The organism is Desulfofustis glycolicus DSM 9705, assembly GCF_900130015.1.
GTDB lineage: Bacteria > Desulfobacterota > Desulfobulbia > Desulfobulbales > Desulfocapsaceae > Desulfofustis > Desulfofustis glycolicus.
On record NZ_FQXS01000004.1, the window covers coordinates 86557 to 102048 of the forward strand.

General features: G+C 55.3%; 14 protein-coding genes. 7 read left to right on the forward strand and 7 right to left on the reverse strand.

From position 1 onward, the window contains the following. Position 1: 1 nt before the first annotated feature. Together BUC26_RS04895 and BUC26_RS04900 are read right to left on the reverse strand one after the other, a co-directional pair. Positions 2 to 757 (reverse strand): putative metalloprotease CJM1_0395 family protein, encoded by a 756-nt coding sequence (locus BUC26_RS04895; RefSeq protein WP_084540456.1) that lies wholly within the window; start codon positions 755 to 757, stop codon positions 2 to 4. Between the two features lie 114 nt (positions 758 to 871). After that, positions 872 to 1960 (reverse strand): hypothetical protein, encoded by a 1089-nt coding sequence (locus BUC26_RS04900; protein WP_143165911.1) that lies wholly within the window; start codon positions 1958 to 1960, stop codon positions 872 to 874. A gap of 263 nt (positions 1961 to 2223) precedes the next feature. Here BUC26_RS04900 and BUC26_RS04905 point away from each other — a divergent pair, with 263 nt between their 5' ends. Next, positions 2224 to 3153, forward strand: a complete 930-nt coding sequence (locus BUC26_RS04905; RefSeq protein ID WP_073373829.1) for a manganese-dependent inorganic pyrophosphatase — start codon at positions 2224 to 2226, stop codon at positions 3151 to 3153. An 88-nt stretch (positions 3154 to 3241) separates the two neighbouring features. On the opposite strand, the gene BUC26_RS04910 is transcribed toward BUC26_RS04905, so the two are convergent. The 4 genes from BUC26_RS04910 to BUC26_RS04920 form a co-directional block, all read right to left on the reverse strand. Beyond that, on the reverse strand, positions 3242 to 4078 hold the full coding sequence (locus BUC26_RS04910) for a bifunctional UDP-sugar hydrolase/5'-nucleotidase (protein ID WP_073373831.1): 837 nt from the start codon (positions 4076 to 4078) through the stop codon (positions 3242 to 3244). A 159-nt stretch (positions 4079 to 4237) separates the two neighbouring features. Then, entirely contained in the window at positions 4238 to 4399 is a 162-nt protein-coding gene (locus BUC26_RS23390) for a hypothetical protein (RefSeq protein ID WP_153307076.1), read from the reverse strand. Then, the gene (locus BUC26_RS04915) at positions 4396 to 5727 is read right to left on the reverse strand and encodes a replication-associated recombination protein A (RefSeq protein WP_073374067.1); all 1332 of its coding nucleotides are present in this window, start codon (positions 5725 to 5727) and stop codon (positions 4396 to 4398) included. The genes BUC26_RS23390 and BUC26_RS04915 overlap by 4 nt, the downstream gene beginning before the upstream one ends. Before the next feature lie 8 nt (positions 5728 to 5735). Beyond that, positions 5736 to 5948, reverse strand: coding sequence for an RNA-binding S4 domain-containing protein (locus BUC26_RS04920; protein ID WP_073373833.1), 213 nt, complete (start codon positions 5946 to 5948; stop codon positions 5736 to 5738). Between the two features lie 292 nt (positions 5949 to 6240). On the opposite strand from BUC26_RS04920, the gene BUC26_RS04925 reads away from it, so the two are divergent. The 4 genes from BUC26_RS04925 to BUC26_RS04940 all read left to right on the forward strand — a co-directional run bounded on the left by BUC26_RS04925 (position 6241) and on the right by BUC26_RS04940 (position 10615). Beyond that, positions 6241 to 6729: a hypothetical protein gene (locus tag BUC26_RS04925; RefSeq protein ID WP_084540457.1), complete on the forward strand. Its 489-nt coding sequence runs from the start codon at positions 6241 to 6243 to the stop codon at positions 6727 to 6729. Positions 6730 to 6899: 170 nt separating this feature from the next. Beyond that, the gene (locus BUC26_RS04930; protein ID WP_143165912.1) at positions 6900 to 9239 is read left to right on the forward strand and encodes a cyclic nucleotide-binding domain-containing protein; all 2340 of its coding nucleotides are present in this window, start codon (positions 6900 to 6902) and stop codon (positions 9237 to 9239) included. Positions 9240 to 9293: 54 nt separating this feature from the next. Further along, on the forward strand, positions 9294 to 10262 hold the full coding sequence (locus BUC26_RS04935) for a tRNA-dihydrouridine synthase family protein (RefSeq protein ID WP_073373837.1): 969 nt from the start codon (positions 9294 to 9296) through the stop codon (positions 10260 to 10262). Positions 10263 to 10288: 26 nt separating this feature from the next. Further along, positions 10289 to 10615: a phasin family protein gene (locus tag BUC26_RS04940; protein ID WP_073373839.1), complete on the forward strand. Its 327-nt coding sequence runs from the start codon at positions 10289 to 10291 to the stop codon at positions 10613 to 10615. Here the strand turns inward: BUC26_RS04940 and murJ are convergent. After that, positions 10607 to 12208, reverse strand: a complete 1602-nt coding sequence (gene murJ / locus BUC26_RS04945; protein ID WP_073373841.1) for a murein biosynthesis integral membrane protein MurJ — start codon at positions 12206 to 12208, stop codon at positions 10607 to 10609. The two genes, BUC26_RS04940 and murJ, sit on opposite strands and share 9 nt — an antisense overlap. Positions 12209 to 12885: 677 nt before the next feature. Here murJ and fusA point away from each other — a divergent pair. Together fusA and BUC26_RS04955 are read left to right on the forward strand one after the other, a co-directional pair. Beyond that, on the forward strand, positions 12886 to 14952 hold the full coding sequence (gene fusA, locus BUC26_RS04950) for an elongation factor G (protein ID WP_073373843.1): 2067 nt from the start codon (positions 12886 to 12888) through the stop codon (positions 14950 to 14952). Beyond that, positions 14936 to 15472 carry a MogA/MoaB family molybdenum cofactor biosynthesis protein gene (locus tag BUC26_RS04955; RefSeq protein WP_073373845.1) on the forward strand — a complete coding sequence of 179 codons (537 nt, stop codon included), beginning with the start codon at positions 14936 to 14938 and terminating at the stop codon, positions 15470 to 15472. Before fusA ends, BUC26_RS04955 begins: the two co-directional genes overlap by 17 nt. Positions 15473 to 15492 lie beyond the last annotated feature (20 nt).

Sequence of the window (15492 nt, forward strand, 5' to 3'; positions counted from 1 at the left end):
ATTACCCGGGCCGTGGCGAGAAGAGTTCGGTGACCGCCTGGTAGGCGGCGATAATCAGCAGTCTCCTGTTGTCGGGAGCTCCTTCGGCAGCGGGAATTGGCGCCGCTTGCGGAGAAGACGAAACTGAACCATCGCCGGCCGAACCGTCTGCCGCCGTGTCCTGCTCATGCGATGCAGCGGCTTGCAGTTCACGCTGAGCTTCTGCGAGCCTGATCGAAGCCTGAGCGGCAATCCGGCGATCGGCGGCGGACGGTTCGGCCGGAGCCAATGCCGCGCGTCTGACGGTCTGCATTTTGACGATGGTTTCTTCCGGCGTAGCAGCACGGCCAACATCGATGCCGACCTCTCCTCCGACTGCGTACATGCGGCCATCAGGACCTTTCTGGTAGACGAAGGAGGCGCCTCCCCGGGCATAGGCACCGGCGGCGGCAAGGTGGGCCTGTTCGTGTGTTCGGACTTCTCGGTCGCGGCTCTGCAACTCGCGCACCACGGTCTGTTCGGCAGCGGCAGCAGACCGCTCGGGGTGACCGGGAGCTGTCGATCGTTTTGCATCGTCGCCGCGAGAACTGGCACCATCTGATAGTGCATTACGCCGAGCTTGCGACGATACCTCGACAATATCGTCGATGAAGCCGACCGGTGCGTCCGCAGCGGAAGATTCGTGTCCAGCCGGGGCCGACGACGACACGCCGGTACTGCCGGAGGCTCCTGATCTGTTGTAAATCTGGCTAACCAAGGCGGGAGAGATACTCGTCATATCGGGTTGCTTGCAAACTAGTCGGGGCGGTTGTCGAAAGAGATCCAAACCGCACGGCTAACGGTCGTCTGGGGATTAAGCTGGTTGTCTGCCAGGGGAGCCTTCATGGTGCAGTTACTGGTATTTTCCTTCCAGTCCATAGAGTGTTTCGAGGTAGCGATCGCGCAAACGCAGATCAATGTTGCTGCTTTCTATCTCATTGATCAACCGGTCGATAGCGGGGCCGACGTCGATGCCGTATTTGTTCCTGCCTTCCCGGTTGGCCTGGTCGATGGTCAGGATCGCATAGTAAACGACCACCATTCTGGACATCGAATCGCGGCGAAACAGATAGAGCCGGCCGCCCATCGTGTTGAGAAAAAAACCGGCGTACTGGTATAGCGGCTCATCGCCGATCTCCAGGTCGAACCGCTGCTGCAGGCAATCAGGATAGTCGGTCAATTGGTAGAAATCTGCGAGAACCTGCTCAAAGGTGTCCCGTTCGCGATCGAGAATGCCTTTAAGCACGAGGATGTTCTTTTTGCCGATGATACGGAAAAAATGTGCGGTATTTTGCAGGATGGTGAACAGGTCGTCGGTTTCTCCGGTGACCACCGGCGGGTTGTCGACGAGTTTCTGAATCAGTTGCGGAAAATAGCTGCTGCTTCTTTCGTCGAGTTGAAAGGCATGCAGATACGGTCGGGTATCAAGTGTGTCGAAAAAATTTTCAACAGGATCGGCAAGCCGTGCGCAGCCTATTTCCCGGGAAGTTTCTTCGGCGGCAGACTGGTCGCGGCCTTCGTTTTCGGTTCGGCCGATCGGTGCGATGGTTGGCAACGCTGTATCTGAGAGTCGCCCGCTAGTCTCCGAGGGTAGGGACTCGGAGGGCCTGACCGAGCCATCTGCGCCGGTGGCAACGGAGGTATCTGCGGCACGGTCGTCCTGCTCCGGTTGGCCCCGATCTTCGGCTGATTCGGCCGGTGATTGCCCACTGGGTATGGTCTTCGAGCGGTCGGTCCAGGCGGTGAACGTATCCAGAGATTCAGGAAACAGAACGTAGATGGTGCCGAGTGCAGCGATGATCAGAAACAGCAACCCGATAACGAATTTAGCTGTTGCGTTCCGCTCTACACGCCGTTTTGGTGGAGGAGTCTGATTCTGTTCGGTCATTGCAAGCGACAGGATAGGGGTGGCTATTTTACCGGACTCATTCAGCTGACCCACTATACTGTCTCATCAGTGAGAAGTCACGAACGAATTGTTCTTCGAAAATACCGGGAAAAGAGATACCGTATCAGCTGGTTATCGTGACCTTCAAGCAAACGGCAGGTGCTGTGCGCAGCGTCGTTGCCGCTGCTTTTCTGCTTGACTGACACCGGCGAAAACACTATGCTAGGCGACTGTCTCAGATAAGAAATGTCATAATTTATGACAGCGTTTCCACTACGAAAAAATGTAAAAGAAATTCATTCACAGGGAGGAACAACATGACAATTTGTGTGGTAGGCCATTCGAACCCCGATACCGACTCCGTTACCTCGGCAATCGCATATGCAGCTCTTTTGAAAGCACAGGGTAAGGATGCCAAAGCCTGTATGCAGAGCTCGGCAGACGCGCTGAATCCCGAATCCAAAGTGGTCATCGAGCGTTTCGGTCTGGCGATGCCGGAGCAGATCTCCGACGCAGCCGGCAAGCAGATCGCACTCGTCGATTTCAGCGATCTTGCCCAGGGACCCGCCAATCTAGCCGAAGCGGAAGTGGTTGCCATTGTCGATCATCACAAAATCGGTGATGTGACGACCAACACCCCAATCCTTTTCCGGGCCGAGCCGGTCGGGTGTACCGGAACCGTACTAAACAAAATGTTCAAGGAAGCTGGCGTGGCCATCCCCAAAGATGTGGCCGGCGGTATGCTTGCCGCTATCTTGAGCGACACGGTGAATTTCAAATCGCCGACCTGTACCGATGATGACAAAGCCGCTGTCGCCGACCTTAAAACCGTCGCCGGTGTAGCCGATACCGACGCGCTGTTCATGGATATGCTCAAAGCCAAATCGGCAGTTGCCGGCGTACCGGCCAAAGACCTGCTCTTCCGCGATTACAAGGATTTTGATATGAAAGGCCAAAAAGTGGGCGTCGGCCAACTCGAACTGGCCACCATCGACCAGGTTGCCGATGTGCGCGGTGAACTGTTCAAGGCGATGGAAGCAGTCAAGGCGGAAGGGCGTCACAGTGTTCTGCTGATGCTGACCGATGTTGTCAAGGAGGGCACCGATCTGGTCGTGCTGTCTGACGATCCGGCATTGATCGAAAAAGCTTTCAACGGTAAGCTGGAAAACAATTCAATGTGGATTGACGGCATGATGAGCCGCAAGAAACAGACCGTTCCGAACCTGCAAAAAGCGTTTGGCTGCTAGCCGCTCGCTCGCGCGTTTTTCCCGCCCGGCAGGTTGAGGCGGATGATGGAGACCCGGTTGTCGCAACAGCGGCAACCGGGTCTTTTTCTTAGTTGTTCCCGTTCTGTGCCATGGCGCGCTGTTTTCCTGTATCTATCAAAGCACGGATTGTCGGGTCCTCGGCAAAGGAGCTACGCAACGGCAGCAGGAGCGCCTGCAACGTGCTTGGACTGTCGCCGGTGACGCTCTCGGAACGTGTTGCTGTTATCCGGGCCAACTCCGTTTCGGCCTGCTGTTGAGCACTTAGCAACGCCTCCATTTTTCGGCTGGAGGCAGACGGTTCTCGATGACTCTGATTCGTGAGCCGACTAATCTGCCAGGAAAGCGAGGCCAGTCGCTCCATCAGGCGAGCCCGTTCCTGCTCCGGATCGATCCCCCACGGTTGTCCTGTCCAACGAGCCTTGAGAAAACCGAGCGACATGCCGCGGTTGCCGGATTGCACGACAATTGCGTTGTTGGCAAGAAAAGAGGGAACACTGTCACGTTTCGGGTCGGCTCCGACAATCAGATCGATCTCCGGAAAACGTTCGGCAATCTGCGTTGCCTGTGTGATAGAGCCGCTGCTCAGTAGGACAATCAGGTCGTGATCATCGGATATGTCCGGCAGCAGACCGGAGAGGGCCTCGTTTGCCGGGATAACCAGATACTCGTCTGGCCCACGAGCATCGTCCTCGGCCGTGTGGCCAATCACGGCAACACGCAGCGTGCCGACACGGACGCTGCGATACGGCGTGAAGAGCAAAGTGTTGTTTGTATCCGTCAGGTTGGCGGAAACCCACGGCACGCCAAGCCTACCCGCCGTCAAGACGACATCGAGGCCGGCCGCCAGATCATAGGCACCGACGGCAACGCCATCATAGTTCATCTGCCGATAGACGGCTGCCATCGTCTCAACTCGGACCTTTTGCTGCCCGGAGGCGTCGACGCCGGGACGGTTGAACAGCAGGTTCCCCCCGTCAACCAGCAGATAGGGGAGGTTGTGCTCCCTCGCGATTTCATCGATTCTTCCTGCCTTTCTGGACAGTCCGCCCAGTTTGTTGGCGCCTCAGCCGCCGCAGGCCTCGAGTTCGCCAAAAACATTGCCGGAAAAAAAGACGGCAAAGTCGGCCGGCTCGGCCCAACCGGACGACGGCTGGAAGAGGAGCGAGGAGCCGAGAAAGAGGATTGCAATCAGGGGACCGATGGGGAAAGTATCTTTTGCTTTCATTGTTCTCTGCTCTTTAAGATGGTTCGCCATTTTTCCAGACGATCTTTGACGAGTGCTTCGTAGCCGCGATTGGTCGGCCGGTACAGAATTCTTCCGGCAAGCTCTTCGGGCAAATGAGTCTGACTGACCAGTGCATCCTTGTCGTCGTGTGCATACCGGTAGCCCTTCCCATAACCGAGCTGTTTCATGAGCCCGGTCGTCGCATTTCTGATGTGCATCGGAACGGGGAGGGACCCGGTTTTTGCGATTAACGCGGTTGCCTCGTTGGCCGCGGCATAGACCGCGTTGCTTTTCGGAGCGGTGGCCAGGTAGACAACGACTTGCGCCAATGCCAGCAGTCCTTCCGGCGGCCCCAAGGCTTGAAATGCGGATCTGCCGGCATTGGCCTGGACCAGGGCCTGCGGGTCGGCAAGGCCGATATCCTCTGCGGCAAACCTGGTTAAACGCCGGGAAATGTAGAGCGGGTCTTCTCCCCCCTCGATCATCCGATAAAACCAGTAGAGAGCGCCGTCCGGGTCGGAATCACGAAGGCTCTTATGCAGAGCGGATATCAGGTTGAAATGCTCTTCGCCCCGCTTATCGTAACGCAGGGTCTTTTTCTGCGCCGCTTCGGCGATAATCTCTGCCGTCAGCACCGCTGCCGTGTCTTGGTCGCCATGCTGTTGCAGTGTCAGGGTTGCCGCCACCTCGAGAATCGTGAGCCCCCGGCGGGCATCGCCATCGGCCAATTCAACCAACAGCGCCTCTGCCTCGTCGGTAAGGTCCAGGTTATGTTTGCCGAGACCTTTCTCACTATCGGTTAACGCCCGCCGGAAGATTTTTAACAAATCTTCATCCTGCAACGGCTCCAACACGATAACCCGACAGCGGGACAACAGGGGCGCGATGACCTGGAACGACGGATTTTCAGTGGTTGCGCCGAGCAACTTTAATACACCGTTTTCTACATGGGGCAGAAACGCGTCCTGCTGGCTTTTGTTGAAACGATGAATTTCATCAACGAACAAGACGGTCTGCTGCTTGCTGGTTGCCAGTCGTTCCCGGGCCGTGGCGACAATCTCCCTGATCTCCTTGACACCGGAAAGAACTGCTGAAAAGAAGACGAAGTGGCCGCCGATACGACGGGCTATGATCTTGGCCAGGCTCGTCTTCCCGGTACCGGGTGGTCCCCAGAAAATCAGGGACGGGATAGAACCCGAGGATACCAGGCTGTGCAGGAATTTCCCTGGCCCGAGAAGGTGGTGCTGGCCGAAAAAATCATCGAGTCTTTCCGGTCGTAACCGCTCGGCCAGGGGCGATTGTTCGCGTAACGGCAATTGGTTAGCCATGGTATCGGTCAACGGCAGATGTAACAGGTAGTATCGAAGCAGACTCGGTCTCCCGGCTGCAATTGCCGGCCGCGACGTGTCTCGATGACGCCGTTTACCTCGATGCGATGGGTGCGGATAAGCTCTTTTGCTGCAGCGCCGTCGGAAACGACCGAGGCGTGCTTGAGAAACTGACCGAGGCGGATCGGGTAACCACCAATTTCGACCACGTGTTCTTTCATCTGATCATCTGTCGGGAAATGGGGTGGACGCAAATGCTTGCAGATTGGTTCCATCGGAAGACGGAGACGCCGTTGCGTTTTTGGAGCGCCAACAATCTTGTGGTTCTTATTTGAATCGATTACAATCTATCGATGAAGCACGCTATTTTTAACGAAACGGAGTGATGATCTGGGGCCTGCCTCAGGGAACTCGTTTCCGCTTTTTCGTGAACTGCTCCATCCTGAAAATGCACAAGACAGGTACATTTGTACACACCATCAATCTTACCGGCAAGGAAAATGGAGAACCACTATGTTTAAAGGAGTCCTGAAGACCGCCCTGATCTGTATCGTTTCTTTCTCTTTTTTCACCGGTCTTGGCGGTTGCGCCCGGCAGTCGGCCACGGTTCCGCCGGTCGAGATCAGTCCGATCCCAAGTGTCATAAGCAACTTCGATGATATCGAATTGCCGGCTGAGATGGAGTTGGACCTGAAAAAGACGATGTCCATTAAAACTGAATCGTTTCGCGGCGGCATTCTTCACTACACCGGTCGGGTCGAAATCAATTCGCTCAAAGACTTCGTCATTTCTTCAATGAAGAACAATCAATGGAAGCATGTCGGAGAAGCTTCCTATGAAAACATCCTGCTCGCTTTCACGAAACCGAACAAGACCTGTATGGTCGTTCTTTCCGAAGGTTTCGGCGGTGCCCTCGGCAAGACTTATGTCGAGTTATACATTACCTCGGATGTTGCCGCCGCCAAACAGCTCAATCCGTTCGGCGAGCCTATCGGCAATTAGAACTAACTCGGTCCCGCCGGGACTCCAAGAGCTTGAAGGACCTGCCGGACACGGATCGATGACGGACATCTGTCCATTTCCGGCAGGGGAGCGCGCCACAGAGTCCGGATAATCCGGTGTGGAGGGGCAGACCGCCTCTCTTGCCATCACCTCTGACGGGCAGACGACACGTGAAACAGCAACGGGCCTTGGAGAAAGCTAGACAGGTACTGTTGGAGGCGGAACAGGAAAAAAACAGAGATAAAATAAATCACGCCGTCCAGCAATTCCTTGCCGGAGACCGTGAAGTATTACTCCGACAGGAAATTGCTTCCGCTCTCGGCTCCCATCTTCTCCACTGTTATCAATCGGGTCAGCGCCAGATTGTTCATGATACCCTGGCCATGCTCGGCAACCTGGTTTGCGACGGTGACCACGACTTGCGTGAGCAAGCGGTTGATGCCTTAAGCAAAAGCTCGGCCGCGCTCGACCAGTATAACGACCTCGAGCTCCTGCTCAACACGTTCAAGCCGCTGGTAGCCTGGATACAGTGCGAAGAAAAATACATCAGCGGATTCGGCATCGCCTGCAGTCAACTGCACAAACTCGCCCAGAAGCTCCTGGGCAATAAGAAATATTGGTCGGAAACCGAACCGCTGCTGATCACCCTGCACCATATTCAGGAAGGGGTTGTCGATCGCAACAACTCGATCCGCGGCATGGCTGTCAAGCTGCTGGAGAGCCTGGCAACCAAACAGCTCCTTGATACCCTGGCAACCTGCTATCTGCAGGAACGGACCAATCTGAAGTATAGCGCCGAAACGATCATGACGAACCTCGGGCGCCGCTCGGTGGTCTATCTTCTCAATCGCCTGATGCATTCACAGAGCAAGGAGGAGCGTCTGCAATTGATCAAGTTGATCCCCGGAACCGGCAATGTCGCCGTCCCGGTGCTCGCAGAGTGTCTTGACAAAAAGCCGCCGTGGTATGTTATCCGCAACATCGTTTTCATCATCTCCGAACTCAACAACGGTTCTTTATACAATATCGTCAGGCCCTACTTATCTCATCCAGACATCAGAGTCCAGCAGCAGGTTTTGAGCTGCATGGTCAAGATCAGTGGCGGGAAACTGCAGCGTCGTCTGATCGAGGCCCTGCCGTTGGTGCATGACGATCTGAAAATGCAGATTATCATGCAGCTCAGTCAGATCGGCGGAGACGAAGTCGTCGCTGCTCTGCTCGACCTGCTCAGGTCACGAGACAGCCTGAATCGGGAAACCTATATCGAGTTGCTGGTCAAGATCTGTGTCGCTTTTAAGTTTTCATCGACCCGAGATGTCATCCCGGCTCTCAACGAGTTGATCGATGAACGACAGAGGCATGCCGGTCCATCCGATCCGGTTATTGTCGCCGCCCGGGACACTCTGCTCATTCTCGAACCGCGCTATCGACACCAGTCGCAAGCGGCGGGCGGAGAAACAGATTCTGTCGAATCGGATTTCCGTTTCGCTACCGACACCGACAAGGCCGGGTCGCTGCGGAGAATTGAAAGAAGCGTCAAGGAACTCGTCGCACAGGGCGATCTAGAACGCGCCGGCCAGAAGCTCTTTGCTAACGCCGTTACCGCCGCTCGCGACAAGGACTTCGCCTCGGCCGAGCTCTTGCGTGACAAAATGCTTGAAATCAACCCACTGGCGTTGTCCGAGGTGATCCGTCTGGGCGAAATTATCGAAGAAGAAAAGAGTTCCTCGCTCTCCAATCACCATGTTGCGGTGTGGAGCGAGCTCTATGAACAGATGACCACTGAAGAGTTCAACGCGCTCTATTTTGCGATGAAACAGGAGGTCTACCGGGTAGACGAGATTATTGTCAGGGAAGGGGAGACTGATCCGAGCCTCTATTTTGTCAACGCCGGCATCATTCGCATGAGTTGTAAAAGCGGCGGCCGGGAAACTTTTCTGAAACGGCTTCGGCCCGGCGAGGTAATCGGAGTTGCCCAATTCTTTTCCGCTTCGGTCTGGACGATCTCGCTCGCTGCCCAGACCGAAACCCAGGTGCATGTCTTATCCCGGGAAAACTACGAAATGCTGACCGCGACGTATCCGGAGCTAGCAAACAAACTTTTTGCCTTCTGCAACAAATACGATACCGTTCCGGAACTTTTGAAAATGGCCGGCTCTGATCGCCGCGAATATCCTCGCTACGGCGTAAATATTTTCATCAACAACCTGCTGCTCGACCCGTATGGCAACGCCGGCAAGAGAAAGTTCAGGGGTGAGTTGGCCGATATATCGCGAGGAGGGCTCTGTTTTTCCGTGCATATCACGAGCCGGGAAAACGCCCGTTTGTTGCTCGGCCGGCAAATCGTTTCGGAAATGCGATTGGCTGACGGTAATATCCTGAAATGTTTCGGTGTAATAGTCGGTGTTCAGGGACACCGGGATGACGACCAACACTTTTCGGTGCATGTGCGATTCTACCGGAACATGGAACCCCACGATATAACCCAGGTCGTTAACCTCGATATCTGACCGATATCGCTTGCTGCCCACTTTCCCCAATTCAAAGCGCACGGTACGAACCACATGGTATTGAAGATCAGAGATCTCGCTATCCATCCGCCTCTTGCCCTGGCGCCGATGGTTGGCTTGTCCCATTCCGCCTTGAGGACGCTGCTCGTCCAACTCGGTGGCGTCGGGCTGCTGTTTTCGGAAATGCTCAGTGCCAAACGGCTGCCCTCTGAAAACGAGACGATATCTCCGGGCCTGATCAGAGTCCCTCTGGAGAGCCCCCTTTTTTATCAGATTTATGCCAGTGAAAGCAGCACTATCGAAGCGGCGGTGGACAAGCTCGTTGAACTCGATGCGCAGGGAGTCGATCTCAACCTCGGTTGCCCCGCGCCGCAATTAAAAAAAATCGGGGCCGGCAGGTTTCTGCTCGATCGGCCCGGCGAACTTGTCAACGTTCTGCGCCGTTTGCGCAAAGCTGTAAGACTGCCGGTCAGTGTGAAGATCCGAATCGGTGATCAGCCGGATCGAACCCGATTGCTGCAGACCTGTCGATTTCTGGAAGACGAAGGAGTGGACCTGATAACCATCCATGCACGACTGGCCGGGGATAAATTCTGTCGACGTCCCCGCTGGGAGCTTCTGGACGGACTGCCCGACCGGCTCAACGTGCCGGTGCTGGCCAACGGCGGTATCTTCAGTGTCGAAGACGCCCGCCGCTGTCTCGAATGCACCGGTGCCGCCGGCCTGATGATCGGCCGGGGTGTGGTTCGCTGGCCGTGGCTCATCAGTGACATAGCACGAGAGTTGTATTGCTGCCAATCACCCCTTGCGCAGTATTCCCGAGAAGGACTATACTTCGCGTTCATTGACCTGCTCAAGCAGCGATTTCCGCAGGAGAGGCGGCTCGGCAGACTGAAACAATTCACCCACTATTTCGCATCTGCCCACGATTTCGGTCACCTGCTGGCAAGTAGAGTGCAAAGCAGTTCGTCGCTTGAACAGGCCGCTGAACGCGCCGGCGAATTCTTTCGCCAGGCGGCATGAACCCCGTACCACCAGAGGAGGAAGGAATGATGTTCGATTTCGTCAAGAAGGCAATGTTCACCGGTATCGGCGTACTCAGTCTCAGCAAGGAGAAAATCGAGGAGGTGGCCCGCGATTTGATCGATAAGGGCAAACTGTCAGAACAAGAAGGTGAAAAGCTCGTCGCCGAACTGTTGAAAAAATCAGAAGAATCTCGGGCTGAATTGAAAAAACAAATTGAAGAGCAGGTCCAGGCGGTACTGCAAAAAATGGATTGCGCCTCCAAGTCGGATCTCGCCGAACTAAGGACCGAACTTCTCGAGATCAAAGCTAAACTGGAGATTCTTGAACAGAGCGGCGGCCCATCAGCGTGACCTGAAACGACTGCGCATCCTGCCGATGACCGCCAGCACGGAGTTCAGCTCAGGTAGACCGAAGAGACGTAGCAGGGCTCCGTAGAGCAGGGCCGCCGATACGATGAGTAGCAGCAGAAAGGCTACCTGCGGCAACAGGGATGAAGAAACGTAAGGAGAAAAAACCGACCGAACGTAAAATAGTGCACTGCCCATAACGATCCCGGCACCGCTGATCTTGAGCAGTCCTGCGCCGAGATATCGTACCGAAAATCCACCGATTTTCACATAGAGTACCGTTGCCAGGAAGATAAAATTGACGATCATCGTGATGGATGTCGAAAGGGCGATCGCCTTGTGCTGATAGGCGTCGATGGTCAGCAGGACAATGATGATATTCACGCCAATGGCACCAAAACTGCCGATAACCGGATACCGGGCGGCATTGATCGCATAAAAGACCGGCACGATCACCTTGTTGGCCGAATAGGCGAACAATCCCACCGCATAGAGCGACAGGGCCACCGCAGTTGCTCGGGTGTCCAGCGCCGAGAAGGCCCCGTGCTCGAAAATAATCCCGATAATCTGCTCGGACAGCAGCACCAGACCGATGGTCGCCGGTACGGTCAGACAGAATACCAGCGCCAGGGATGAGACAAAGGTCTGTTTCATCTCTTCCGTGTTGCCCAGGGATACCTGGCGGGCCAGAACGGGCAGGGCGGCTATGGAGATGGCCACGCCGAACAGACCGATCGGCAACTGAACGAGACGAAACGCATAGTTCAACCAGGATACCGAACCTTCCGCGCAGGATGCGGCGAAATTTGTATTGATAAAGATATTGATCTGGGTTGCAGACAGGCCGATGGTCGCCGGCACCATCAGCTTCAAGATACGCACCAGTCCGGGATCGGTAAGCCTGAGCGTTGGTTTGAACCGGAAGCCGGTTTTTTTCAGCGTTGGTACTTGCACGGCCAGTTGCAGAAAACCACCGATCAGGGTTCCACAGGCCATGCCGACGATTGCCGGCTGTCCGTAAGTCGGCAGGATGAAAGCCAGAGATGTACCGCCGATGATCGAGCCGAGGTTGAAAAAACTCGAAGCCAGGGCCGGAACAAAAAATTTCCCTTTGGTGTTAAGCATGCCCATGACGACAGCAGCTAGAGAAATAAAGAGCAGGAAGGGCATCATGATGACGGTCATTGTCTCCGTCAACGCAAGCTTGCCGGGGGATGCTGCGAAATCGTGGGCCAGAACGGAGACGATCCACCCGGCACTCAGTGCGGCCAGCAATACGATGATTGACACGGCAACGGCAAAGAAGCACAGCACATTGGAAGCGAGACGCCAGGTGTCTTCCTTGCTGCGGGTTGCGTTGTAGTCGGAAAATACCGCGACAAAAGCAGCGGAAAGCGCACCCTCGCCAAACAGGTCTCTGAGAAGATTCGGTATCCTGAAAGCGACCACGAATGCATCATAGGCATACCCGGCACCGAACAGGGCGGCAAAAACCTGTTCCCTGATCAGGCCGAGGACTCTGCTGAACATGACGGCAATTGAGACGGTGGCCGCTGACCGAGCCAGACCCGGCGATGCGTCGTTGGGGTTACTCACGGTTCGTATAGGGAAACGGGGAAGCTGCTTACAGAAATTGTATAACCCCCATGGCTGGAAGTCTCAAAAAAAACAATGAAAATCAGCTGAATTGCGGCCAACGGCGGGACAGGTTTTAACCCGTCCTCTGCTCACTATCGCGCTGCAGCCTCCGGCAGGGCCGGCTAGCCCGGGGAACTGATATACCCCCCATGACTGACGGTCACAACGAAGCATGAAAATCGACATCGTTGTCGGATGGACTGGCTGATCCTCCCTTCGGCTGCTGCGCTGCGGCCTGATCGGTTGGCCTCCGAGGCCGATAGACAGGCCATCCATGGCCTGTCCGCCACCCTTCGGGCCGATCCTTAGCCCAGCCGGGCCTTCACGAGGCAGCCTCCGAGAGAATCAACCAACCCGAGGAGTTCGGCCTGTGGAACTGATTTTCGTATAGAAAAACGGCGTGGCAAGGTTACCCATTCCTCGGTAAATTTACGAGCAAATCCTTCGCAGTCCGCGAAGGAAATTGCATTGACATCTCACAGCTGCGTGAAAAAGTGGTCCACGCTCGTTCAGACTTGACATTATTTCGCGAGAATTGAATATATGGTGGGGTTCGGTTCACCCATACACCATTCGGCTTCTTGCTCAGATGTTGAGCTTGTCACGGTTTAAACAGAGAAATCGAGGAGAATCAGATGCAGGATACAACGATGGTCAGGAACGTAGCACTGATAGGACACGGAAATAGTGGCAAAACTTCCTTGGCTGAGGCCATGTTGTATACTGCGGGCAAGATCAACCGACTCGGCAAGGTGGATGACGGCAGTGCAAGTATGGATTTCGACGAAGAAGAAATCAGCAGAACCATTTCGATCAGTACTTCTTTTAACAATTACAGGTGGAAGAAGCACGATGTCTACCTGATCGATACACCAGGGGAAGACTCCTTCTTCAACGAAACCATCTTTGCTGCTCATATATGTGATAGTGCGTTGTTTGCTATCGGGGCGGTGGCCGGTGTCCGCGGGCAGACGAAAAAATTTGCCGACCTGATCGCCGATAACTCCGTTCCGTCGGTGATTGTTATCACCAACATGGATCGGGAACGGGCCGATTTTGCGCAGACGGTCGAGCAGATCAAAGATCAACTGCCGCTCAGAGCGGTGCCGGTCTTTCAGCCGATCGGAGCGGAAGATCAGTTTAACGGCATCGTCGACCTCATTGCAAATACCGCCTATCTGTTCGACGATACTGGCAAGGGGGGGCTCAAGGAGACCGGAGTTCCCGATGACCTCGCCGACGAAGTGGCAGTACAACGCGAGTCGCTGATGGAAAGCATCGCCGAAACCGACGAGGAATTAATCGAAAAATTCCTCGAGGAAGGGGAACTGAGCAGAGAGGAAATGGTGGCGGGTCTGAAAAAGGCAGTCCTTGCCGGTGAAATTTCACCGGTATGCCCGGTCAGCTCAACACTGAACAAGGGGACCGCGGCGGTACTCGACCTGATCAACGACTATCTCCCGTCACCTGCCGAATGTCAACCGCGTCAGGGTATCAAACCCGGCAGTGACGAGCCGTTGACGTGCGCTCCGGTCGCCGATGCACCCTTCGCCGGTCTGGTTTTCAAGACCATGGCCGATCCATATGCCGGCCGACTGACAATCTTCCGTGTATTTTCAGGAACATTGTCTGGAGAATCGTTTTATAATGCGAACAAGAAATGCCAGGAGCGATTCGGGCACCTATTTCTCATCGAGGGAAAAGAGCAGCGGCCCGTTGACAGTGCCGGCCCGGGGATGATCGTCGCTGTCGCCAAACTGAAGGAAACAACCACCGGTGACACCCTCTGCAACTCCGACAACCAGATCATCCTGCCGGCACCCGATCCGCTCGCCCCGGTCATCACCTATGCAGTCAGTGCGAAAAAGGGCGAAGAGGAAAAATTGTTCGGTTCGATCAGCAAGATGCTCGACGAAGATCTGTCTCTGAAGATGTCTCGGCAGCAGCAGACCGGAGAAACGCTTGTTTCCGGCATGAGCCAGGTGCATCTTGAAGTAGTCGGCAACCGGATCAAGAAAAAGTTCGGCGTTGAGATGGAACTCAGCCTGCCGAAAATACCATACATGGAAACCATCCGCGGCAGCGCCAAGGCCCAGGGACGACACAAGAAACAGAGCGGCGGGCGCGGTCAGTTCGGTGATTGCTGGATCGAGATCTCACCGATCCCCGGTGAGAAGTTCGAGTTCGTCGATCAGATCGTCGGTGGTGTTATTCCCCAGCAGTACCGACCAGCTGTCGAGAAAGGCATCATTGAGGCAATGGAGAGAGGGGTGCTGGCCGGCTATCCGGTAACCGATGTCAAGGTGGTACTTTATGACGGGTCCTACCATACGGTCGACTCTTCGGAGATGGCGTTTAAAATCGCCGGTTCGCTCGGCTTTAAAAAAGCAGCTCCGGAAGCCGGTTTGGTCTTGCTCGAACCGATCATGAACATTGTGATTACGGTGCACAAGGATAGTGTCGGAGATGTCATGGGCGATCTCAACTCGCGCCGCGGCAAAGTCATGGGGATGGATTCGTCCCCAAAAGGTGAAATAATCACTGCCCAGGTGCCGATGGCCGAGTCGCAGACCTATGCCAATGAGTTGACTTCGATGACGGGCGGACTTGGATCATTCTCCATTGAGTTCTCTCATTATGAGGAAGTTCCGGCGCAAATCGCCGAGAAAGTGGTTGCTGCACGCAATGCAGAACAGTCCTGAAGCACAGGGCCGGCTAGGCGATCGGTCGACGTATCGTTATGCCGTCATTACGATGAGCGATAAGGGCGTGCGCGGTGAACGGGAAGATACCAGTGGGGCGGCTCTGCAGGAACTTTTGAACCGGCAGGGATACCGGTTTTGTCACTACTCCATGGTTGCCGACGATATCGAAGCGATCATCATCGCAGTCAAACGGGCGATCGACGAAGACGGTGCCGATCTGGTTGTGACTACCGGCGGCACCGGGGTGTCGCCATCGGATGTTACCCCGGAAGCGATGGACTCGCTTTTCGACAAGGAAGTGCCTGGGATCGCCGAGGCAATGCGGGCTACGAGTCTCGCCATCACGCCGCAGGCGGTTTTATCCAGGGGACGTGCGGGAATCAGGGGTGGCAGCCTGATCATCAATCTTCCAGGCAGTCGTAAGGCGGCCCTGGAAAATATCAGCGTCGTTCTGCCGGCCTTGCATCATGCCTTGGACAAGATCAAAGGCTCCCCGGCAGACTGTGCTGCCGTCTAGCAATGAATGGTTTGTCCGGA